This window comes from Halobacillus litoralis (assembly GCF_020171725.1).
Taxonomy (GTDB): domain Bacteria; phylum Bacillota; class Bacilli; order Bacillales; family Halobacillaceae; genus Halobacillus; species Halobacillus litoralis_F.
Map to the genome: position 1 here is coordinate 658,499 of NZ_JAIVAJ010000001.1, position 21,072 is coordinate 679,570.

At 42.9% G+C, this 21,072-nt stretch carries 24 protein-coding genes; 10 read left to right on the forward strand and 14 right to left on the reverse strand.

The features are described from left to right. Positions 1–32: 32 nt before the first annotated feature. From LCM20_RS03550 to LCM20_RS03560, 3 genes are all read right to left on the reverse strand, one after another. Positions 33–977 carry a glycine betaine ABC transporter substrate-binding protein gene (locus tag LCM20_RS03550; RefSeq protein WP_225194046.1) on the reverse strand — a complete coding sequence of 315 codons (945 nt, stop codon included), beginning with the start codon at positions 975–977 and terminating at the stop codon, positions 33–35. 72 nt (positions 978–1,049) lie between these two features. Further along, on the reverse strand, positions 1,050–1,895 hold the full coding sequence (locus tag LCM20_RS03555) for an ABC transporter permease (protein WP_225194047.1): 846 nt from the start codon (positions 1,893–1,895) through the stop codon (positions 1,050–1,052). Beyond that, on the reverse strand, positions 1,879–3,081 hold the full coding sequence (locus LCM20_RS03560) for a quaternary amine ABC transporter ATP-binding protein (RefSeq protein WP_225194048.1): 1,203 nt from the start codon (positions 3,079–3,081) through the stop codon (positions 1,879–1,881). The genes LCM20_RS03555 and LCM20_RS03560 overlap by 17 nt, the downstream gene beginning before the upstream one ends. 289 nt (positions 3,082–3,370) lie before the next feature. On the opposite strand from LCM20_RS03560, the gene LCM20_RS03565 reads away from it, so the two are divergent. After that, on the forward strand, positions 3,371–3,880 hold the full coding sequence (locus LCM20_RS03565; protein ID WP_225194049.1) for a GbsR/MarR family transcriptional regulator: 510 nt from the start codon (positions 3,371–3,373) through the stop codon (positions 3,878–3,880). A 248-nt stretch (positions 3,881–4,128) separates the two neighbouring features. Further along, entirely contained in the window at positions 4,129–4,701 is a 573-nt protein-coding gene (locus LCM20_RS03570; protein ID WP_225194050.1) for an HTH-type transcriptional regulator Hpr, read from the forward strand. A gap of 101 nt (positions 4,702–4,802) precedes the next feature. Here the strand turns inward: LCM20_RS03570 and LCM20_RS03575 are convergent, their stop codons facing one another. Further along, the gene (locus tag LCM20_RS03575) at positions 4,803–5,138 is read right to left on the reverse strand and encodes a DUF1878 family protein (protein WP_225194051.1); all 336 of its coding nucleotides are present in this window, start codon (positions 5,136–5,138) and stop codon (positions 4,803–4,805) included. Positions 5,139–5,370: 232 nt separating this feature from the next. Between LCM20_RS03575 and LCM20_RS03580 the strand changes: the two genes are divergently transcribed. From LCM20_RS03580 to LCM20_RS03590, 3 genes are all read left to right on the forward strand, one after another. Beyond that, positions 5,371–5,919: a DUF3267 domain-containing protein gene (locus tag LCM20_RS03580; protein ID WP_225194052.1), complete on the forward strand. Its 549-nt coding sequence runs from the start codon at positions 5,371–5,373 to the stop codon at positions 5,917–5,919. Positions 5,920–6,093: 174 nt separating this feature from the next. Next, complete coding sequence (locus LCM20_RS03585) at positions 6,094–6,276, forward strand: hypothetical protein (protein ID WP_035549858.1); 183 nt, start codon at positions 6,094–6,096, stop codon at positions 6,274–6,276. A gap of 253 nt (positions 6,277–6,529) precedes the next feature. Further along, complete coding sequence (locus LCM20_RS03590) at positions 6,530–7,432, forward strand: peptidylprolyl isomerase (protein ID WP_225194053.1); 903 nt, start codon at positions 6,530–6,532, stop codon at positions 7,430–7,432. 40 nt (positions 7,433–7,472) lie between these two features. Here LCM20_RS03590 and LCM20_RS03595 read toward each other — a convergent pair whose 3' ends face one another. The 6 genes from LCM20_RS03595 to LCM20_RS03620 all read right to left on the reverse strand — a co-directional run bounded on the left by LCM20_RS03595 (position 7,473) and on the right by LCM20_RS03620 (position 14,860). Further along, positions 7,473–7,661 carry a sporulation YhaL family protein gene (locus LCM20_RS03595; protein ID WP_225194054.1) on the reverse strand — a complete coding sequence of 63 codons (189 nt, stop codon included), beginning with the start codon at positions 7,659–7,661 and terminating at the stop codon, positions 7,473–7,475. Positions 7,662–7,827: 166 nt separating this feature from the next. Continuing rightward, positions 7,828–8,388, reverse strand: a complete 561-nt coding sequence (locus LCM20_RS03600) for a GbsR/MarR family transcriptional regulator (RefSeq protein WP_225194055.1) — start codon at positions 8,386–8,388, stop codon at positions 7,828–7,830. Between the two features lie 75 nt (positions 8,389–8,463). Further along, positions 8,464–11,343: an ATP-binding protein gene (locus LCM20_RS03605; RefSeq protein ID WP_225194056.1), complete on the reverse strand. Its 2,880-nt coding sequence runs from the start codon at positions 11,341–11,343 to the stop codon at positions 8,464–8,466. Beyond that, a complete protein-coding gene (locus LCM20_RS03610) occupies positions 11,340–12,584 on the reverse strand; it encodes a metallophosphoesterase family protein (RefSeq protein WP_225194057.1) in 1,245 nt (414 codons plus the stop codon). Before LCM20_RS03610 ends, LCM20_RS03605 begins: the two co-directional genes overlap by 4 nt. A gap of 130 nt (positions 12,585–12,714) precedes the next feature. Next, positions 12,715–13,968 carry an ABC transporter permease gene (locus LCM20_RS03615; protein ID WP_225194058.1) on the reverse strand — a complete coding sequence of 418 codons (1,254 nt, stop codon included), beginning with the start codon at positions 13,966–13,968 and terminating at the stop codon, positions 12,715–12,717. Further along, positions 13,961–14,860 carry an ABC transporter ATP-binding protein gene (locus LCM20_RS03620; RefSeq protein ID WP_225194059.1) on the reverse strand — a complete coding sequence of 300 codons (900 nt, stop codon included), beginning with the start codon at positions 14,858–14,860 and terminating at the stop codon, positions 13,961–13,963. Before LCM20_RS03620 ends, LCM20_RS03615 begins: the two co-directional genes overlap by 8 nt. A 138-nt stretch (positions 14,861–14,998) precedes the next feature. Here LCM20_RS03620 and LCM20_RS03625 point away from each other — a divergent pair, with 138 nt between their 5' ends. Continuing rightward, positions 14,999–15,184 carry a YhzD family protein gene (locus LCM20_RS03625; protein ID WP_225194060.1) on the forward strand — a complete coding sequence of 62 codons (186 nt, stop codon included), beginning with the start codon at positions 14,999–15,001 and terminating at the stop codon, positions 15,182–15,184. A gap of 101 nt (positions 15,185–15,285) precedes the next feature. Here the strand turns inward: LCM20_RS03625 and LCM20_RS03630 are convergent, their stop codons facing one another. Further along, positions 15,286–16,056 carry an enoyl-CoA hydratase gene (locus tag LCM20_RS03630; RefSeq protein ID WP_225194061.1) on the reverse strand — a complete coding sequence of 257 codons (771 nt, stop codon included), beginning with the start codon at positions 16,054–16,056 and terminating at the stop codon, positions 15,286–15,288. A gap of 111 nt (positions 16,057–16,167) precedes the next feature. On the opposite strand from LCM20_RS03630, the gene LCM20_RS20025 reads away from it, so the two are divergent. Further along, on the forward strand, positions 16,168–16,299 hold the full coding sequence (locus tag LCM20_RS20025; protein WP_263621900.1) for a hypothetical protein: 132 nt from the start codon (positions 16,168–16,170) through the stop codon (positions 16,297–16,299). Positions 16,300–16,574: 275 nt separating this feature from the next. Here LCM20_RS20025 and LCM20_RS03635 read toward each other — a convergent pair whose 3' ends face one another. Together LCM20_RS03635 and LCM20_RS03640 are read right to left on the reverse strand one after the other, a co-directional pair. Beyond that, a complete protein-coding gene (locus LCM20_RS03635; RefSeq protein ID WP_225194062.1) occupies positions 16,575–16,934 on the reverse strand; it encodes a YlbF family regulator in 360 nt (119 codons plus the stop codon). 84 nt (positions 16,935–17,018) lie between these two features. Continuing rightward, positions 17,019–18,155 (reverse strand): DUF445 domain-containing protein, encoded by a 1,137-nt coding sequence (locus LCM20_RS03640; protein ID WP_225194063.1) that lies wholly within the window; start codon positions 18,153–18,155, stop codon positions 17,019–17,021. Positions 18,156–18,272: 117 nt separating this feature from the next. On the opposite strand from LCM20_RS03640, the gene LCM20_RS03645 reads away from it, so the two are divergent. Beyond that, on the forward strand, positions 18,273–18,443 hold the full coding sequence (locus LCM20_RS03645; RefSeq protein WP_225194064.1) for a hypothetical protein: 171 nt from the start codon (positions 18,273–18,275) through the stop codon (positions 18,441–18,443). A gap of 54 nt (positions 18,444–18,497) precedes the next feature. Here the strand turns inward: LCM20_RS03645 and LCM20_RS03650 are convergent, their stop codons facing one another. Further along, positions 18,498–18,779 (reverse strand): metal-sensitive transcriptional regulator, encoded by a 282-nt coding sequence (locus LCM20_RS03650; protein ID WP_225194065.1) that lies wholly within the window; start codon positions 18,777–18,779, stop codon positions 18,498–18,500. Positions 18,780–18,905: 126 nt separating this feature from the next. Between LCM20_RS03650 and LCM20_RS03655 the strand changes: the two genes are divergently transcribed. Next, positions 18,906–19,808 (forward strand): PucR family transcriptional regulator, encoded by a 903-nt coding sequence (locus LCM20_RS03655; RefSeq protein WP_225194066.1) that lies wholly within the window; start codon positions 18,906–18,908, stop codon positions 19,806–19,808. A 125-nt stretch (positions 19,809–19,933) separates the two neighbouring features. Further along, positions 19,934–21,031 (forward strand): ABC transporter ATP-binding protein, encoded by a 1,098-nt coding sequence (locus tag LCM20_RS03660; RefSeq protein ID WP_225194067.1) that lies wholly within the window; start codon positions 19,934–19,936, stop codon positions 21,029–21,031. Positions 21,032–21,072 lie beyond the last annotated feature (41 nt).

The window sequence follows — 21,072 nt, forward strand, 5'->3', positions numbered from 1 at the left end:
GGGAAGGCCCTTAAGCTTTTTTCGTATTACAATTATTCAGCTGGTTGAAGATCTTCGATAGAGTCTACTTCCATGTAAGATGGAACAACAAGACCTACTTTAGCACCTTCAAGGTTCATACCAAGGTCAACCAAGTTGTCTTGGTGCTGCTCATAAAGATCACCGTGAGTCGCTGGCAACCATGCAGCTACCATTCCTGTAACTTCACCTTCAGCTACAGCTTCCCACATTGGTCCGTTATCTAGAGGCGTGATTGTTACGTCAAAGCCTTTAGACTTCATTACTTCTGCTACAACGTTTGTTGAAGCAATTTCAGAGTCCCAGTTTACATAAACAAGTTCTACTTCTGTGCCGTCAACGTCTTCAACGCCGTTCGTCCACTCGCTTACTTTGTCTTGGTTCTCTTCAATCCAAGCTTTTGCAGCTTCTGCTGGTTCTGCACCACCATTGATTTCAAGCATTACAGATTCCATGTCAGCAGCTGTCCATTGGAACTGGTCAAGAAGTGTATATGCATTCGGCTTCTCGTCTTCAAGTCCTTGGCGAACCATTGTCTTGATTTCTTCCGCTCCACCGAACACACCTTTTGGATCTTCTAGATATTTAAGGTCATATTTTGCGAATTTCCAGTGTGGCGTCCATCCTGTAACAGCGATTGGCTCTTCGTTCTCGATTGCTTCACCTAGTGCTGTTGCCATTGCACCTGAAGAAGAAGTCGCAACTTCCCATCCAGCAAGGTTCTCGTACTCTTCAACAGCTGTCTGAGCGGCACCTACTACACCAGCACCTGCTTCGATACCTGTGATTTCATAGTCCATCTCTTCACCGTAATTAACTTCTTCGCTTGCACCTGAAGAACCTTCGCTATCAGAACCAGATGTGGATTCGTTCCCATCATCAGAACCGCAACCTGCGGCGATAAGTGTTAGTGAAAGTCCAGCGGCCATACTTAGACGTTTCCAATCAAATGTAAACATGAAAAATCTCTCCCCTTTTAAAAGTAATATATATAGGAAGGGCTGACTAACAGCCCTCGCTAACTCATTTCATTAGTCTCCGCGCTGTGTGTTCAAGTTTTGTGTGAAGCGGTCAATGATAATCGCAAGAATAACGATTCCAAGACCCGCAACGAAACCTGTACCCACTTCAGCACGCTGCAATCCTGTGATTACAGTTTGTCCAAGACCTTTTGCACCGATCATAGATGCAATAACAACCATGGAAAGGGCAAGCATAACCGTTTGGTTTATTCCCGCCATGATGGTCTTCTTCGCCATCGGCAATTGGACTTTAAACAGCTTCTGAGTACCTGTCGTACCGAATGAATCAGATGCCTCAATCAATTCGTGAGACACTTGACGAATACCTAAGTTCGTAAAACGTACCGTCGGTGGTGTGGCAAAGATAACAGATGCGAACACACCCGGTACCATTCCGATACTGAAGAATGCAACGGCCGGAATTAAGTAAACGAAGGCCGGCATCGTCTGCATAAAGTCAAGAATCGGTGTAAGGATTCTTTCAACAAGTCTACTTTTCGCCATCCAAATACCAAATGGTACACCTATAATAACGGAGATCAAACTGGCGAATATGACGAGTGTGAAGGTGTTCATCAATTCTTCCCATAGTTCCTGGTTGGCAATGAACCATAGTCCAACAACCGAGAAGGCCATTAAACCGAAACGTTTACCGGATACAAAGAAGGCCAAGAGTCCGACGATTACGATGAATAACCAAGTCGGAATACCCATTAACCAATCTTCAGCGAACATTTCAATAAAGTCACCAAAGTCTTCTTTAATAAAGTCAAATAAGAACTCAAATGTGTCTGTAATCCATTCTGTAGCCGTTGAAACCCATTCAGCTACAGGAATTTTAGGCATCAGTCCCATTTAGGTTCACCTCGCTTCCAGCTAGTGCAGCAATGACGGCTCCACGAACGATGATTCCTTGAATCTTACCATCTTCAACCACCGCTACCGGTACAGGAGCGTCATGTATAACATCAAAGATTTCTTTCATTGGTGTATCTTTCTGTACTTGAGGGACATCCGTTCTAAGGATTCCCTTCAAGTCTTTCACTTCCTGCTTCGCCGCTTCTGAAACATCTTCCGCCGTTACGAATCCGTGAAGGTTCCGCTTGGCATCTGTTACGTAAATGGAAGAAAGACCTTCTTTACGCATACGCTCGAGAGCCGTTCTTGGACCGTGCTTCTCAAGATCGACGGTTTCCGGACGCTTCATAATGTTTTCTGCTGTTAAGACTTTCGAACGATCGACGTCTTCAACGAACTTCTCAACATAATCGTTCGCAGGATTCACAAGAATCTCTTCCGGCGTACCGATTTGAACGATTCGACCGTCTTTCATCAATGCGATGCGGTCTCCGATTCTTAACGCTTCATCCAAATCGTGTGTGATGAAGAGAATCGTTTTCTTCATTGTTTCTTGAAGTTCTAACAACTCATCCTGCATTTCTTTACGAATTAATGGGTCCAAAGCAGAGAATGCTTCGTCCATCAGAAGGACTTCTGGGTCGTTCGCAAGAGCACGCGCTAGACCTACACGCTGCTGCATTCCTCCGGATAGTTGTCCAGGGAACTGTTGAATGTACCCTCCGAGTCCAACAAGCTCAAGCGCTTCTTTCGCTTTCTTAGAACGCTCTGATTTATCAATGCCTTGTACCTCAAGCCCGAACTCCGCATTTTCTAATACGGTACGGTGTGGGAATAGAGCAAAGCGTTGGAATACCATACTCAATTTCTCACGACGGACATTGCGGAGATTCTGTTTGTCCATTTTCGCAAGGTCTTTTCCGTCAATATACACACTACCCTCAGTCGGCTCGATTAATCGGTTAATCAGTCGAACCAGTGTGGATTTACCACTTCCGGATAGTCCCATAATAACGAAGATTTCTCCTTCTTCTACATCGAAGGATGCACGGTTAACACCAACCGTGTTTCCCGTTTTCTCTAAGATCTCTTCTTTAGATAACCCTTGATCCAATAATTTGGTTGCCTTCTTCGGGTTCTTACCAAATATCTTGGACAAGTCTTCTACTTGAATGATCGGCACGTATCTCACCTCTTATATATGATAGTTTTCTAAATGGTACGTTTAATTGAATTATTACCGTACTCAATCAATCACCTTACATAGTGTAATCTATTTGCAACAAAAAGTTCAAACGATAAATTCTTAAATATAAGAACAAAAATTACGTACAGTTTAAACTGTACAAAGTAAAGATGGGGTTTTGCTACTTTTTTCGACAAAATCCTTCAAAATACTCCCTCCTTCTCTATTTTCATTAAAATCCAATATATAGTAGTCTTGTCATAGCAACTGTTAGAAGGAGGATCTTATGGTATTAAAAGATCACCGTACATTTGAAGAAACCCATACAAAAGTCATTCATGAGTTCTCCAAAACATTAGAAATGTTTGGATTAACTCCAGCGGATGCCCGCTTATTTGTGACTCTTTACATTAATAATGGACCCATGACATTAGATGAGATGAGCGAAGCACTCGGAAAGAGCAAAACATCCATGAGCACCGGTATCAGAGCTCTGCTTGATCAGGGACTTGTCGAACGGGTATGGAAGAAAGGGTTCAGGAAAGACCTTTACCGTGCTAATGAAAACCTTTATAAAACCTTCATGTCTTCCTATATACAGAAGTGGCAATTGGCAGCCGATGAACAAGAACAATCCTTGAAAGCGATTGAAAATGATTTAGAAGAACAAGTACAATCTTTTTCGAAAGACCAACAGATGAAACAGGCCAATCACCTTTATCAACGAATTGAAGATATGCGAAGCTTTCACCAATTAATTGCGGATGCATTCCACGAACTGGATCCAAACAAATGATTCCCCCGTAAATGTCCGAACTTCTCATGCTATACAGGTCGACCGATCTGTATAGTTTTTTATGTAGAAAATCATTTATTCATGGCAATAATAGTATTTCAGCACATTATATCTTGAAAATTTTTTGATATGGCTTAATATAATAATTGGAGTCATGCAAACTTAGTCATTGACCATCATTCTTATATAGAGGTTTCCCATGTTACTACATGGAAAAAAGACATTACCTAAAGAGGGTGAGAACTGTGATGGATAAAATCTCAAAACGTGAAGCGATTTTCTATAGCCACAAAATGGCTCAGCTGTCTAAAGCCTTATGGAAAGCTATCGAGAAAGACTGGCAGGATTGGATCAAACCTTTTCAATTGAACATTAATGAGCACCACATCCTATGGATTGCTTATCACTTGAAAGGATCCAGTGTATCTGAAATTTCCAAATATGGCGTCATGCACGTTTCAACGGCGTTTAACTTTTCTAAGAAACTTGAAGAGCGTGGCTTGTTGCAATTTTCAAAGCGTGAGAACGATAAGCGAAACACGTATGTAGAGTTAACAGATGAGGGAGTCGAGCTTCTTGAAGCTACACTCAATGAGTATAACCCCGAAGATAACTCCGTATTACGCGGGGTGGTTCCTTTGACGGAAATGTACGGAAAGTTACCCGAGTTTTTAGACCTATCTGCTCTGATCAAAGAAATTTATGGAGAAGAGTATATGGAGATCTTAGAACGCTCACTTGAAAGCATTGAAGAAGAAGAAGCCATTTCCAAGCAACCGACAGACATTGAAACGTACAAAAAACAATCCAAATCGTCTTAATCACGGATTGGGTTCGTTTGTGTAATCGACGGTTGTGTTACAACCACATTACCTAGAAAGTAAAAAGCAGCTGGTAGGCGTATTCTCTTACCAGCTGCTTTTTATTTTTGTTGGATGATTTCTCGTAACTTCTCTATTAATGACGGATAGACCTGTTCTCGATAAAGAGCATCAATGGTCTCTTCGATTGGAAGTTTGTAACATAACATACCTGCAAAATGAATAAGCAGCGATTCATAATCCAAGAATCCTTCATTGATATCTTTTTTATATTTTTTATCCAGTGTATGAAGCAGTTGCATGGTTTCTATATACTCCGATTCTGTTACGTTTCGGTCCACTATCATTTTAGTGAATGGGTATTGATTAAACTCTTCAATTCCCGTCAGTAATTTTAATTGAAATTGAGTCAATTTCACCACTTGATCCGTTTTCACAATTTTCCCTCCAATTGCACATTAACCACCGAATTCTCACGTTCTCTCATCCCCGTGATGACAGTTTTGGAGACAAATATTTTTTTTACAAAAAACCTATTGCTTTTTCTTGTGAAACATACTATGATTCCACATGTGCGACGCAAAACATAACGAATGAAGATTAATCTTATCATAACGATATTTTCAATAAATTCACAGAACTTTTTCGTAGCAAAGGAGGATTCTTATGATGAACTGCTGGAAAACAGTGAACATCAACAAAGAATTCGGTCTCAACCGCATTTACCTGATGTCGTTTCTGACTGGACTTTTGTCCTTTCTACTCTTATATCTACCATTTTCGATGTTTCATGGCAGCCATGATATGAATGATCACGGTTTTCTACCACTTCTGATCATATTATTCTTCCTGCCTTCGATGCACCGACTAATGCATATATTACCGCTCGCTTTGTTTTATAAACGATTTAGAGTCAAATTCAAATTCAAAAAACGTTTTATTCCAACATTCTCATACCAGTGCATGTCGAAACTTTCGAAGCGTACTTCGATGATGATGGCTCTGTCACCAACGTTGTTCATCACGGTTCCTGCTTTGGTCATGAGCTGTGTTTTCCCGAACTATTATGCGTATTTGGTCATATTCGCTGCCGTCAATATCGGCCTGTCCTTCTCTGATTTTCTATATTTGAACTATTTTGCGAGAGCCCCTCGCAAATGCGTGATTGAAAATGCAAAGGAAGGCTTTGATATTCTCATCCGCCAGCATGAATTATAAGAGCACAGCGATCCTTCTGAAGGGTCGCTATTTTTTTTGAAGACGGAAAAAGCAGCTCGAATCCTGGTTCATCTTTTCGACTTTTGTTCGAATATGATAAACTCTTCGTATTACTGTTCATCAGTTGGAAATTCTGATAAAGTAGTTTCATAGGGAATAAAGGAGGTCTTCAACATGGCATTTGGATTTATCCTGTACGCACTCGTCATACTATTCGTGTTTAACTCACTCACTCATTCCTTATGCTTGAAAACAAAAATGTCGAATGAAAAGCAAACACGAGTATTCCGCACCATCAACGTTTTAATTACGATCTTACTCATTTCGTCTTATGTTGAAGTGCTCAATACACTATAAATAAACAGGCCGAGTACCCTGTACTCCAAGGCCTGTTTTTTTATGGTCGATCACCGGTACCCCCCGCTTTACCCTCAACCCCAAAAACCACGTACGCCTTTCCGACTTGCGTCTCTCCCTCTATGCATAGGGGGATATTTTTGGATAAGAATATAGAACAACCGAGGCAAAATATGTTATATTAACTCATGGGCTGTTTAGAAAAACCCTCTACGTCATGAAATATCATACTAATGTTTGAGGAGTGTAAAATATGAAGAAACTTGCAATGACGGCTGCACTGGCAGCAAGTGTGTTCACTTTATCTGCATGTACGTCAAATGCTGAAGATCCAGAAGTAATCGTAGGAACGAGCGGCGGTGACGTCACCAAAGAAGAATTCTATCAGGAATTGAAGAAAACAAGCGGTGAACAAGTCATTCAACAACTTGTATTAAAAGAGGTACTAGCTAATAAGTATGAAGTGTCTGAAGAAGACGTGAATGCTGAGCTAGAAGCCATGAAAGAACAATACGGCGACCAATTCGATATGGTCCTTGAGCAATACGGTATGTCCAGCGAAGAAGAGTTCAAAGAAACCATCCGTTTCAGCCTCCTTCAAGAGATGGCAGCTTCAGAGGACATAGAGATCTCTGAAGAAGAAATGAAGCAATATTACGAGCGTATGAAGCAGGAAGTTCAAGCGAGCCACATTCTAGTCAAGGATGAAGCAACGGCTCAAGAAGTGAAGCAGAAGCTCGAGGATGGTGAATCCTTCGATGCTCTTGCATCTGAATACTCTCAAGATGGTTCAGCTCAACAAGGCGGTAAGCTTGGTTACTTCGGTATTGGTAAAATGACACCTAAATTCGAAGAAGCGGCTTACAATCTTGAGGTCGGTGAAATCAGCGAACCTGTTCAAACACAGTATGGTTATCATATCATCAAAGTGACGGACAAGAAGGACGTAGAGGATGTTGAGTCTTATGAAGACGCTAAGGATGACATCAAGCGTACACTTGTCGGACAGCGCGTTGACCGTGCAGCACTTCAAGAGAAAATGAACCAGCTGATGCAAGACGCTGACCTTGACGTGAAGCTTGATGAATACCAAGGTCTATTTGAACAACCAGAAGCACAGACAGAAGGTAACACGGAAGAAGAAACAGAAGAGTAAAACCCAAAAAGCCAGGTGACCACAAATCACCTGGCTTTTCTTATGAAGTCATTTGCTTACTTCGGCGCTCCCGCTCTTCTTCAATCCGGTTAATGTACACTTGTCCTTCCTTCTCGATGAAGTGCTGTTCCACTTTATGCTCTGCTCTCATTGCTCGAACCGCCATATATCCACTCACAAAAATAAAAACGATACAAAAGAAGACCCAAATCGGCATTCCAAATAACATGGTTGCTTCCTCCTCTTCTCTTTATTTCTATCTTATGAAGATCTCTCCGGAAATATGAACAAGCTCCCTACAAGATGTCTCAGCAAAATAAAAAAGCTATCCTCTCCTTCCGTTGCCTGATTGGCAACAGAAGGTATGATAGGATAGCTTTTTTCTCAGCACTTTCTTATCTCTGTTGTTTTTGTTCAATCTTTGGTACGTATTGGAAGATTTCTCCTGATTCAACGACGTGAATAAATTTCATCAACCAACGATAATAGTTTTGAGCATACTCAAGACGCGAAATGTCATGGTCAATCTTTTCGATTAACTCGTCATCCTGTGCCTCTTCTTTGAGTTTAAGTAGTTCCTGGATGGTTTCGTCTGCTTCCTCTATGTTTGTTTCTGTATGATGTCTCCATCTACTGCCGAAAAGCGATGTGAAAGATTTGTACCAGTCTTCTTCTGATTTATATAAATCTTTACGAACACCTTTTTTAAAGGAAGGTTCGACCATTTTCATTTCGGACAAGGCTCGTACTCCAGTTGACATACTCGTCTTGCTCATTTCCAGTGCTGATCTCATGTCATCCAACGTCATCGGATCTTCAGAAAAATAGAGCACGCCGTAAAGACGACCGATCGATGGCGTCACGCCATAGAGGCTCATATTCTTCGCGATCACTTGGATGAACTGTTCAATGGTTTCTTCGTATTTTGTCCATTCATTAGTGTTTTTCTCCGGCAATGGAAACCCTCCATTTGCTAATTCCTCTAGTAATCCTAAACATTTTATCATTAAACAGTAGAATTTGCGACCTATTTATGAAAGATATTGAATAGATGTTGATGCCATCATTTGGTGAAGGTCCTGCCTCCAGGTGAAAAAGATGATTTGGTGGTCTTTTGAAATCTCCTTCAGGATCGAGAACGTCTCTTCCAACCTTTCTTCATCAAAATGAACAAAAGCGTCATCAATGATGAACGGAAGAGATATCGATGCACCCATCGTCTGCCCTAAGGCAAGTCGAAGGGATACATAGAGTTGATCTTTCGTCCCTCTCGAAAGCTCATTTACTCTGTACTGATTCCGGTCTTTGTGCTTCACAAGGATCTGATCATCAGCAGTAGATAGCAGAATCTGATTGTAATGACCTTCAGTAAGACGAGCGAAGTAATGAGATGCCTTTTCCATTACTTGTGGAAGGTAGCTTTCTTTGTACTCGGCCTTTGTTTGATGGAGAAGCTGAAGAGCCACTTGATAGACCGCCCATTCCCTCGCCTCCTCCTCCAGTTCATTTCGCTTAGACTGCAGATGGTGAAGAGATCTCGAATAATCATCTGAAGTCTCCAGCTTCGAGAGAGAATGGTGGATGTCTGCTAATTGCTGTTGATTAGACAGAAGTTCCTGTTCCACCTTTTCCCGGCTTTGCTGAGCTTCTTCTTTACTTACTTTTACCTTTGTCTCATCAATTGATTCATCCCAAATGCGAAATAGACCCTGTTCATCTTCCGACAATATCCCTTCAAGCTGCCGCACCACGTCTTTTAAAGCTTTCTTTTCGGTTTGCTGCTTCTCGTAAATAGCCAGTTGTTGATAGAACTCCTCTTCATTGGATACCCCTGCTTTTTCAAATAAGGATTGGCGCTCTTTAGCGATTGTTTCCAACCGAATGCGAATCTCTTTCAACTTCAACCGTTCCTGCTCTTCTTGCTTCAACAACCTCTTCAGAAGGCTTCTTAACTCGTTTTGGTGTTCGTTCCATTTCCGTACACGATCAAAAGATTTTGATGTTTGCTCTTCTTCTACTTCCCAATTGTTGAATTCATAAAACTCTTTTATTTTATTTTTTTTTTGAGTGATGAACATCAATTTATCGTCGTGTTCTTTTGTGAGCTGCTCCCATTCCAGTTGCTTTTGCTGGGCTTGTGTCACCAGGTGAAACAATTTATCCCAATGATCAATGGATACATGAGTTAGAAAAGGGAAGATTCGTTCCTGCTCCTGCAACCTGGCTTCCAGGCGATGACCTTTTTGAATCACCTGACGCCTTTTTTCATCCAATTGCAGCTCATCCTGGTTGAGTCGCCTGATTTGTTCATCTAGGTGTTCCTTCTCATTCCGCTGCCTTTCATACCGCTGAAGATCTTGGCGCCATTCTTCCCAATTTTCGTCTACAGCGGGGACCTCTTCCGGTTGATTACGATTCCTTAGATGAAGGAGGACGGTATAGATCCCGATCCCTAATCCAGCAATAATGAGAAGCCACCCGAATAGAGGCACATTCAATACCGAATGGACTACCCATCCGACAACCATCAACGCAAAGAAGGCGGTTGTGAAATTCTTTTTATGAGTCGATTTATCATCAGATGCCTTGCTCCGTCGTCCATTCTTAGTCATCACTTGATCGAGGTTGCGCGCCAGAGTCTCTGCTTCCTCTTCACTGATCATATCCGCTTCCAGTGCATCCTTCTCATCAGAAAGCTGCTGTTGTTCTGTATAAATCCTTTTGCGCTCCTCGGTTACCTTTTCCTCTTCAGCCTGAAGCTCTCTAGATTCGTCTTTTAACGCTCTCCACGTCTCTTCAAGGTAGAAGGGGAAAGCATGAGAGGTGAGTTCTTCCCTTTCCAGCCCGACATCCATATACCTCATATCCTCTTGTAACTGCTCTTGTAAGCGGGTCATCCTTTTTTCAAGGGAAGTCAGTTCGCTTGAGGTTTGTTGAAAATCACTTTGGTGATTGATGAGGTTCTGCGCTGCTTCATACAACCTCTCATCAGCCAGTTCAGCCTCAATGTCCGCCATTTGGACATTCAAATCGTTTAAAGACTGTTGCAAGAACTGCCCTTCGCTTTCTAATGGCAGAATGGCTTCTTTCACCTGATGATACCTCTCCCGCCCGTTTTCCGGAAAAGCGACCTTGTCTTGAACAACTTTTTTACGCTGGTGATACTCCGTCAGAAGCGGTACGGCCTTTTCAAGCTTCTCATATTGAAATTGCTCTCGATGAAGTTTTTTCACTTGATCTGACGATTGCCGGATTCGTTCTTCAAGTACAACCTTTTGTTCTTTTAATGTTTCGTAGCTCTGAACTTCTGCTTCTTTTGACGACCGCTGCTTGGCAAGCTGCTCGACTTGATCCAGCTGCTTGTTAATGGAAGGCTTCCGACCTTTAGGTCTGAACCGTTCGTTCGCATTCCGCTCGAGCCACTTTTCTGTTTCATAAATATGATTGGAACCTGTCAGCCCGATATTTAATAGAACTTCACCAAGTTCATATCCATCCAGCCGCCTGAGTTCCAACAAGTCCTCAGCCGTGAAGCTGAATATGGAACGAAATACTTCGCGGTCTGTCCCTTTCAGACATTCTTGAAGAAATGCCTCGCCATATTCTTCCCCGTTTTCAAGCGTACAGGTCGCGCTCCCGTTGTTCACATCATCCATTCTTTCTAAAAGAACGGTCCCTGAAGAAGGCAGTTCGATTAGTAATCGACCTCCGACAGCTCCACCTGTCTTCGGTTTATAGAAAGCCCGCTGCTTCGGGGGCAAGCCGAATAACATAAATAGTAAAAACTGCTGTAGAGTCGATTTGCCGGCTTCATTTTTACCCGCAATCGTCGTAATGCCTTCTGTGGAAAAGGAGAAGCTTGTATCTTTCCATTTGCCAAATCCATAAATCGTTGCTTCCTTTATTTTCATAATGACTCCTCATTTGCTAGTAGCTTATCAATCGTAATCCTTTTCGCTTCCCTAAGAATTTCCGCCTGCTCTTTCTCAGTCCAATTCTCTAAATGCCTGGACAGCTTACGGTGATGACGCAACGGTGCAAGCCAATCTTCTAGCGTTTCAGCATCGATCTTGTCTGCTTCTTTAAGCAAAGCCCCTGTGAAATGATGCCCCTTCTTTAACTCTTCTTCATCCCATTGTGGTCTTTCGGTAATCCGGACCTGATCGATCCACACCCAGTTGTCGTTCTCTCTTTCATCCGCATTCACGATCGAAATCCACTCATCGAGTAACCCCGATGCCTTCCACTTATGCAGGACTCCGGAATCCGATAGCATTTCGACTGTCAACATAACGGACTTGTCTCGTGCTGCCTTGCTTTTCGCTTGGTTCAAAATAACCTCTAAGTCCCCCGGGTCATCCAGTGCCCCTACTCGGTATTCTACCGTTTCAAACGTGAACTGATGGAAAGGAAGGAAGGTTAGACGTGAACGACCCTCTTCAAGTTCCACAAGGTATCCACCACGATCGCCCTGCTCATTACGGGACCTCCCTTGAACATTACCAGCATAGACGACAGGTGGATCTTCTGATAAGACCTCACGTTTATGAATGTGTCCAAGCGCCCAATAGTCCATGTTTTTCTCATGCAGCTCATTCAGTTGAAAAGGAGCATAGACGTCGTGATCCGTATTCGTCACAATACTCCCGTGCAGCATCGCAATATGGTATTGTGGCCCTTCTATTTTTCTAAACTCATCTACTTTGCGTTCTGTAACGTGCTTCTTTTCATAGCTGAACCCATAGATGTGCGCTCTCACTTTATCATCTTGCACAAAGGGAATACACTCAACGTCTTCATGGTGGAACACGTGAACGTTAGGCGGGTATTCGATGGAATAGTGTGTTCCGTTTATGTAGTCGTGATTTCCGTATGATACAAAAACTTGTATATCATATCGGCTCAACCGTTCAAATCCATTTCGCAAATGAACCTGTGCCCTCAAGCTCCTTAATTCCTCATCAAATAAATCACCGACAATGAGTACAAAATCCACTTTATATTGAATGGCCTTCTCGACCAATTGATCAAACGCGCCAAACGTCCCTTCTCTTAGCTGTTCTAGAAGCTCTTCTGGTAAATGGCGTTTATTTTTAAATAAGCTGTCCAAATGGAGATCCGCGCTGTGTAGAAAGCGTATTGAATCACTCAAGTTGAACTCCTCCTTCCTTACTGTTGCCGAATGTGGCATGATACATCTATTGTATCGCATTTATCTTCTTCATCCTATCGGGCACTTTGATAAGAAAAGCTCAAGAGTCAGGAGACCCTTGAGCTTTTCTTTAGTTATCCTTTTTCGACAATTCAAGAGCGGTTTTGATGTCTTTAAGGGAAGATGATTTCCCGTAAAGCAGGACACCGCCTCTGTAAATTTTCGCTCCAATCCAGCCTAAAAGCACAATAGAAGCAACCATTATGACGAGGGAGAGACCTACTTCCCAAACCGGTATTTCCAACATCCCCACACGAAGGAACATTATTAGCGGTGTAAAGAATGGGAAATAGGATGAAATGGTGACAAAGGTGGAGTCAGGAGCTCCGAGGCCAAACATGGCAATCAAGAAGGCCGCAACGACAAGCAACGTCATGGGAACCATCAACTGCTGGGCATCCTCCAAACGACTTACAAGCGAGCCTAATGTTGCCGCAAGGGTCGCATAAAGCAAATACCCGAGAATGAAGAAAACCAAAGCATATACGATGGTCATCGGGTCAACTTCAGTGAACCCGAAAATATCGAGTACTGAAGGTCCTTCTGATTCCATGCTCTGCTGTATAGAAAAGTAACCTGCAAGAATGAATATACCAAATTGAGTTAAGCCAAGAAGGGCGATGCCAAGTATCTTAGCGAACATTTGAGACACGGGCGAGACACTTGAAATAAGTATTTCCATGACACGGCTTGACTTCTCCGTCGCAACTTCGGTTGCAATCATGTTCCCGTACATGAGAACCGACATGTACATGAAGAAAAGCATGACATAAACGATACCCCGAGTCTGGTTCAACTCTTCCTGTGATTTCGCCTGTTCTTCCAGTGCGATAAGTTCAAACGATACCGGAGCCGTAATTTGTTGGAGCACTTGTTCGTTGACATTAGCCCGCTCTGTCACAATCGAGACTTTTACTTGCTGCAACGCTTGCCTGACCGAATCACTTACAGACGTGTTCGCGATTTGGTTGGCGTAAAAATCTGCTTCAGGCAGCCCCTCGCCGCCTTCCTGAAGGGTGACAAGCGCCTCATACTCTCCTTCTTCAACTTGAGTTTTCGCTTCTTCATCAGACCCACTAAACGAACTCACTGCTATCGACTCTTGCAAATTGAGCACTTGAGAGAGCTGCTCCGTCCATTCTTCGTTCTCCGAAAGCACAATCACTTCTTTCTGCTCGTCCTCTCCACCGAACATTTCAATGATGGATTGAATATTAGACAAAGCCAAAATCAGCAGAACCGTAATGACACTCGTAATAAGGAATGATTTCGACTTCACACGGTTTTTATACGTATGTCCTAAGATCGTAAAAAACTTATTCATAAGACGCCCCTACCTTCTCAATGAAAATATCATTTAATGTAGGTTCTTCAAGATCAAACGTACGAACGAAGCCTTTCCCTTGAAGTTGAAGGAAAACTTCTTGAGCCACTTCCTCATTCTCCACTTGAAGGCGACATCCTTCAGAATGGGGTTTATAGCTCGTAACCCCTGCCGTACTCCTTAAAAAGCTCGTATCGAAATCCGCTTTTATTCTGATATTCTTCTTCCCGAACGACCTCTTTATTTCTTTCAGCCCTCCATGAACAACCGGAGTCCCTTTGTGAAGAATACACACATTCTCACACAACTCCTCTACATGCTCCATACGGTGAGATGAAAATACGATCGAAGTTCCAGCTTCTTTCAATTCCACTACCGCTTCTTTCAGCATTTCTACATTAACCGGGTCGAGGCCCGAGAAAGGCTCATCCAGAATCAGTAGCTTCGGCTTATGTAAAACAGCTGAAATGAATTGGATTTTCTGCTGGTTCCCCTTCGACAGCTCCTCCACCCGTTTATGCCGATATTCAGGTACTTTGAATCGATCCAGCCACTTGCCGACTTCATGGACAGCTTCTTTCTTCCCCATACCTCGTAACTTGCTCAAATAAATCAGTTGCTCCTGAACTTTCAACTTCGGGTACAACCCTCTTTCCTCAGGTAAATATCCGATCAGATGACTCTGGTCATAACCGATTTTTCCCTGATTCCAGGAAATGTCCCCTTCCGTCTGATCGATCAAGCCGAGAATCATCCGAAACGTCGTTGTTTTACCAGCACCGTTAGCTCCTAGAAAACCGAAGATTTGTTTCTCAGGAATTTCGATTGATAAGTGGTCCACTGCTGTATAGGACCCAAATCGTTTCGTCACCCCGTTTAGTCTAAGCGTCATACGCGCCTCCTCCTTTTATCTTTCTTACGTTACAACTACATGGATTGTTTCATTTTTATAAAATTTTATTTAAAAGCAGGAATATCGACAGAAAAAGAGAATTCTTAAAAATGAACACCTATTCAGGAGGGAACTTCTTTGAAAACTTACTTTTTAACAGCGTTCGAAAAAGATGGTAAAAATGTGCTCGATGAATCGTTTGAAGCGGAGAACGATGATTCCGCAAAAGAAATCGGTACTAAAAAACTGATGGAAAGTGGATACCACGAACATACGCACAGATGCGTAGCACCTGACGGCCGACTGGTACTGTTTCACCGTTAATCGGTGTTCACGCTCCTGCGCCCATTTGCTTCCTCACCGACTAAACTTATTCGTTTTTAACAAAGAAAGAACCTAAACTCACTAAGGAGTTTAGGTTCTTTTCACTTCCCTTTAAACGTGGGACGGCGCTTTTCAAGAAATGCCCGGACCCCTTCTTGATGATCTTCCGTCTGCCTTAACCGCCACTGATTCTGACGTTCGTGAGCTAAATATTCCAGCAGCTGATTTAGTCCATGCTGATGATAAATGTTCTTCGTCGCAATCATCGATTGTACTGGGCGGTGCGTCCACTCAACCGCAAGTTGTTCCGCAGCCTCCCGCACGGAACCTTGAACAACAAGGTCCACCAATTTAACATCGTACGCTTCCTTAGCTGTTAATTGCTGTCCATTCCAAGTGAACTGCTTCGCCTGATGGGTACCTAGACGCTGTTCAAGCCAGAAGTGACCTCCACCATCTGGAGCAAGTCCGACACCGATAAAGTTCATGGAGACCATAGCATCAGCCTCTGCCATGACATAGTCAGCCGAAAGCGCGATGCTTAACCCTAATCCAACCGCAGATCCATGGACTGCTGAAATGACAAGCTTCGGCATGGTGTATAATGTCGTAACAATCGTCTCAATATCATTCATCACTTGATTGTATTTTGATTCGTCCGCAATCTCACGCATCATAGCGAGATCTCCACCCGCACAGAATCCTTTACCTTCCCCAGAAATGACAAGCACCTGCCCGGAAAGTTGTTTTACCTGTCCAACGACCTTCGCAAACTCCTGAAGCATCTCAACATCCAACGCGTTATACTTGTCCACACGGTTCAAAATTAAGTGAATCACGTTCCCGTTTTCTTCAACCTTAAAAAAGCTCATATCCCTACCCCTTTTGATGAAATATCGCTACCTACTGTTTTCGACATCATGCTCGCCTTCTCCTTCCAATAATCGACAAAAATGATAAAGGTGAGAATTCGTCCTTTTCGATTGGAAGCTTTTCGTAAAAGTGCAGATTGGACTCTATGGGCTTATGATGAGGAAGGAGATGAGAACCTTCGCACAGCGGAGTATCGGAGACGGATGAGGATTGGTGGAGGAACGTTCTATACAAAGCAGTAATGGGACTGCGAGGCTTGAGATTTGGAATAGGTCTGTCTAATTAAACGTTTATCGGGACAACGGGGCTTGAGTTCCGGAAGACGGCTGTCCCATTAAACGTTTATCAGGACAACGGGGCTTGAGTCCTGGAAGATGGCTGTCCCATTAAGAAATGATTGAGACTTTGATCGCAGTTGTAACGGCCGTTCTGTCCCAATTGAAAAACAGAAACGAAGTCTGTACCAGCGGCTCAAATATCAAAAAAAGCTACCCCGCAAGGTAGCTTTTCTTCATTATTATTGTTGTGGTTCTTCAGGGTTGCCGTAAAGCTCTTCTAGAGGCTTTGTGATGATGCGGCTAACGTCGTTGATGACTTGGTTCAGACGTTGCTCCTGTTCCATCAACTTGGAAATCTGAGGGTGCTGTTGAACAAGTTCAACCACTTTACGTGCCTGCTCTACTTCTTCTTCAGAGATTTCTTCACCCTGCATTTGCTTTTGTTGAAGCGTCATTTGCGTCTGACGGAAATCATCAAACATTTTCTTAGCAGCTTCGTCATTCATAACTGCTTCATACGCCTCTTTAAGTCCTGTGAATTCTTCACTATTGCGAATCGCTTTTTCTAAGTCATATGCGTGATCATGGATATTTGCCATAAATAAAGTACCTCCTAAGTTTCGTTCTTTGACTCCTTGTACACTATAACAAACTTAGGCGGGGTCTGTATAGGAAAGCCCTCTTTATCCTAAGAAAAGAACGATGAAGCCCTGCAGAAGACCAATCGCACCGCCGAGTAAGGCACCTAAATAGGTAATCATCTTGAATTCACGGCGGGAGATCCCTAGCACCATTTCTTCAAGTCGGTCAAGCTGGAATGCCTTTACTTCCTCCTGTACGATTTCAGCAAGATGCATGGACTTCATCAAGCCTTCGATACGGTCTGACAAAATGGACGTCCCCTTCTTCACAAGCATCGGCGTAAGCTCACCGACAATCTTATCCCGATAAGGAACGACCCATGCTTGAATACTGCGGTTCATCCAAGTCTCTAGTGGGAGTGACTTAGAGACCATTTGACCTAGCATCTGTCCGATCACGTCAGCCCCCACTTTATCCTCGTAAACCTTAACGGGCTCTCTCAACATGCGCTGTGCTTCAGTTTGGATCATGTCATGCAGCCACTCTCTCGTTTCTTCTTTCTCGATGTATGTCAGAATGGCTGGATATAATTTTTCCGTTAACCCATCAGAACCTAGAAATGATGAGATCATATTTCCGAGGAAGCCTTGATTATCCAAGTAGTTCTCGATTAAGTCCGTGACCTTTCTTCGTCCCTCTGGGCTTCGGAAGTATTCACTGATTCGAGCTTGAATCAATTCGGATGCCTGTTCTGTCCCAGCTTCGACCTTTCTCCTCCACTCTTCTGAAAGCAAGTCCTCAACTGGGAGGTCACGGTAGCGATCCATTAATGTATGGTACCTGCTTTCAATCCAGTTTGAGACGCTATTCTCCATATCCTCAGCACTGGTCTCGATTCTCATCGCCTTCAGTAGCTCATTCACTGTGGTTTCCCTTTCAAATAAACGCTCGACCTCCTGTTGTGCCCAGGTCGTCATCTGCTGTTGAAACTCTGACCCCTCAAGCTTCCGTCGAAGTCCATCAGCCGTCAACAGATGCTCGACAACCATTCGTCCAAGTTGCTCAGCAAGTTCCCCCTGACGTTTCGGAATCAGACCGGGGGTAAAGGGAAGTCGATATTTCCCTATGTATATCGCCTTGTATGGTCTGAATAACATCTTGATGGCTAAGGAGTTGGTGATACCTCCAATAGCTGCTCCTAAGATGATCATGATGATTACTAATACAAATGGGTTCATTCCTTCAACCTCTTTCTCTCATGGTGTCCCCAGTATAATGGAATTTCAGTTACAGCGCCAATCCATAATGCCTGATAAAAAAAAGGATACCCTATAACCATAAGGAGGTGAGTGACAATGAAAAAAGATCGAAATAGGAAAGAACATGCTCCTGAAGGAAAAGATAAATATGAGCTTGATGTGGACCGAATGATTAACGAAGGGATGGCTGGCGGAACTGTCCATCCAGTGTATGGTAGAGAACAAATTGGAGAAGCTCACGAAATCCCTGAACAAGACAGGAAGTAAAACGTTTTAAGTAAGAAAAAAAGAGTATGGATATATCCCATACTCTTTCATCCATTATCTACTCTTCACAATCATCTGTACCGCTTCGTTGATCAACTCTTCAGCCGATCCACCCTCTTTTTGAGCTTCACGGATACATTCTTCTAAGTTTCTTGCTACGATATAGCCAATAGCCCGGTCCATAGCTGAACGTGCTGCTGAAAGCTGAGTGATGACATCTTTACAATCCTTCTCTTCTTCCATCATCTTCAGGACCCCACGGACTTGCCCTTCGATCCGTTTCAAACGGTTTTTCGTATCTTGACCGTAAGCGCTCTTTTCTTCAACTTGATCCATCGTTTCCCCTCCTTTATTTATTTTCTTTTATTCAAAACCCCGAAAGGTATAAATCCAAGCCTTTCAATTTCTACCTATGTATATTTATAATAGTAAATAAATCATGAAAAAGGAAGATAATTGATTATGATTAACCATTTGCACTCTATATACCCTTCTCTCACTTTATCAAATCCTGATGAAATGAGCCATCCAGAAGACTATCAATGGTTTGAAACGCAGGACAGCGAAATCATCGCCATTGCTAAAGAAGATTTGGCTGAAAAAGAGAACAAGCTTCTCTCACTTTTCCTGACACCTGTCAGTATCGATCATCTATGGGGAACAAAGCGTGAACGATCGTGGTACCACTTTATAAAAGGGGACACGGACGTCCCTCCAGCCGATCCCCCATCGTCATACCGATTTGTATTTTTCTCGATAGCTGATTTACCTATGGAAAAGGAAGGTTTCCATGAAGCGTTTCAATCGCTTTTCCCTGAAAGGATGCCGATTTTTTTTGAATCAAACGAAGAAGGGTTCATTATTGAAGAATTCTCCTCTCCGGATCAAGAAAAAATCTCGTTCCCTGAAATGATTGACGTTCTGATGAGTGACTTTTATACGAAAATCCGTTTTTACATAAGTGAGATCAGTGATGATGTCGAGGAAGCCCCCTCTCTATTCCGCTGGGCTGAGAGCAATGCTGAAGTATCCGCCAAGTATCGCGTGGCTGCTGCAGCGAACTTCAAGGACACGCTTCCCTACATTTATATTGATGCTCTTCCTTCGTTTCATAAAAAACAGATTGAACGCACCATCAAAAAAGGTGTGGGGGATGAGCCGGATCTTCTGCATACGATTAAAGTATTCCTTGAGTCCGGTTCAAATGCAACGCTTGCTGCGAAACGCCTCTATATGCATCGGAACAGCCTACAGTACCGCGTCGATAAATTCATTGAGAAAACCGGACTGGACGTCAAACAGTTTCCCGAAGCATTGACCACTTACCTTGCCTTGATGGTCATGGAAAATTCAAGCGAATCATAGGATTAAACAACATGCACAAAGATTCGATAATTTCTTTGTGCATGTTGTCCATTTACCCTGAAAGCGCCATCATATACACTAATAACTAGTTAAGAAAACGATTTCAAAAACCAGGGGGAATACAAATGGCAGAAATAATGTTGAACAATATTGATAAAGTATATGATAAGAAAGTAAAAGCGGTAGATGACTTCAACCTTCATATTAAAGATAAAGAATTCATCGTATTCGTTGGACCATCTGGTTGCGGTAAGTCCACGACTCTCCGCATGATTGCCGGACTTGAAGAAATCACAGACGGTGACTTCATGATCGACGATAAGCGTATGAACGATGTAGCTCCAAAAGACCGCGACATCGCGATGGTGTTCCAGAACTACGCACTTTACCCTCACATGAATGTTTATGACAACATGGCTTTCGGTTTGAAGCTGCGTAAAATGGAAAAATCAGAGATCGAACGCCGCGTGAAGAACGCTGCGAATATCTTAGGTCTGGAAGCTCTTTTAGACCGTAAACCGAAAGCATTATCTGGTGGTCAAAGACAGCGTGTTGCACTTGGACGTGCGATTGTACGTGATGCGAAAGTGTTCTTGATGGACGAACCACTTTCCAACCTTGATGCGAAACTTCGTGTTCAGATGCGTGCTGAAATTCAAAAGCTTCACCAGCGTCTTCAGACGACAACGATCTACGTAACACACGACCAAACAGAAGCCATGACGATGGCAACGCGCCTAGTCGTTATGAAAGACGGAATCATTCAGCAAGTTGGTGCTCCGAAAGATGTCTATGACAAGCCTGAGAACGTATTCGTCGGCGGATTTATCGGATCTCCTGCTATGAACTTCATGAATGGTAAACTTTCGGATGGACATATCGAACTTGGTGACGTGAAGCTTGCCGTACCAGAAGGTAAAATGAAACCTCTACGTGAACAAAACTATGTAGGGAAAGACATCATTCTTGGTGTACGCCCTGAAGATATGCACGATGAGCCTGTCTTCATCGATGCAAACCAAGATAAGAAAATTACTGCTGACATCGAAGTGGCTGAATTGATGGGATCTGAATCTTACTTGTACAGTAAGCTTAACGACCAGGAATTCATCGCCCGAGTAGACTCCCGTTCCGACATTAAAGGCGGAGAAAAAATCGATTTGGCGATCGACATGAACAAAGTACACTTCTTCGATAAAGATTCTGAACTACGTATTCGATAAACTTGTTATTTATACTGGTCTCCCCCTAATGACCATATATA

What these genes read in the sequence shown, in the direction of transcription:
- LCM20_RS03580 (WP_225194052.1), top strand. Translation starts at nt 5,371, where the DNA reads ATGAACTGCTGGAAAACAGTGAACATCAACAAAGAATTCGGTCTCAAC.
- LCM20_RS03655 (WP_225194066.1), top strand. Translation starts at nt 18,906, where the DNA reads ATGATTAACCATTTGCACTCTATATACCCTTCTCTCACTTTATCAAAT.
- LCM20_RS03630 (WP_225194061.1), bottom strand. Translation starts at nt 16,056, where the DNA reads ATGAGCTTTTTTAAGGTTGAAGAAAACGGGAACGTGATTCACTTAATT.
- LCM20_RS03640 (WP_225194063.1), bottom strand. Translation starts at nt 18,155, where the DNA reads ATGAACCCATTTGTATTAGTAATCATCATGATCATCTTAGGAGCAGCT.
- LCM20_RS03660 (WP_225194067.1), top strand. Translation starts at nt 19,934, where the DNA reads ATGGCAGAAATAATGTTGAACAATATTGATAAAGTATATGATAAGAAA.
- LCM20_RS03650 (WP_225194065.1), bottom strand. Translation starts at nt 18,779, where the DNA reads ATGGATCAAGTTGAAGAAAAGAGCGCTTACGGTCAAGATACGAAAAAC.
- LCM20_RS03565 (WP_225194049.1), top strand. Translation starts at nt 3,371, where the DNA reads ATGGTATTAAAAGATCACCGTACATTTGAAGAAACCCATACAAAAGTC.
- LCM20_RS03555 (WP_225194047.1), bottom strand. Translation starts at nt 1,895, where the DNA reads ATGGGACTGATGCCTAAAATTCCTGTAGCTGAATGGGTTTCAACGGCT.
- LCM20_RS03590 (WP_225194053.1), top strand. Translation starts at nt 6,530, where the DNA reads ATGAAGAAACTTGCAATGACGGCTGCACTGGCAGCAAGTGTGTTCACT.
- LCM20_RS03620 (WP_225194059.1), bottom strand. Translation starts at nt 14,860, where the DNA reads ATGACGCTTAGACTAAACGGGGTGACGAAACGATTTGGGTCCTATACA.
- LCM20_RS03585 (WP_035549858.1), top strand. Translation starts at nt 6,094, where the DNA reads ATGGCATTTGGATTTATCCTGTACGCACTCGTCATACTATTCGTGTTT.
- LCM20_RS03615 (WP_225194058.1), bottom strand. Translation starts at nt 13,968, where the DNA reads ATGAATAAGTTTTTTACGATCTTAGGACATACGTATAAAAACCGTGTG.
- LCM20_RS03570 (WP_225194050.1), top strand. Translation starts at nt 4,129, where the DNA reads ATGGATAAAATCTCAAAACGTGAAGCGATTTTCTATAGCCACAAAATG.
- LCM20_RS03550 (WP_225194046.1), bottom strand. Translation starts at nt 977, where the DNA reads ATGTTTACATTTGATTGGAAACGTCTAAGTATGGCCGCTGGACTTTCA.
- LCM20_RS03635 (WP_225194062.1), bottom strand. Translation starts at nt 16,934, where the DNA reads ATGGCAAATATCCATGATCACGCATATGACTTAGAAAAAGCGATTCGC.
- LCM20_RS03595 (WP_225194054.1), bottom strand. Translation starts at nt 7,661, where the DNA reads ATGTTATTTGGAATGCCGATTTGGGTCTTCTTTTGTATCGTTTTTATT.
- LCM20_RS03645 (WP_225194064.1), top strand. Translation starts at nt 18,273, where the DNA reads ATGAAAAAAGATCGAAATAGGAAAGAACATGCTCCTGAAGGAAAAGAT.
- LCM20_RS03605 (WP_225194056.1), bottom strand. Translation starts at nt 11,343, where the DNA reads ATGAAAATAAAGGAAGCAACGATTTATGGATTTGGCAAATGGAAAGAT.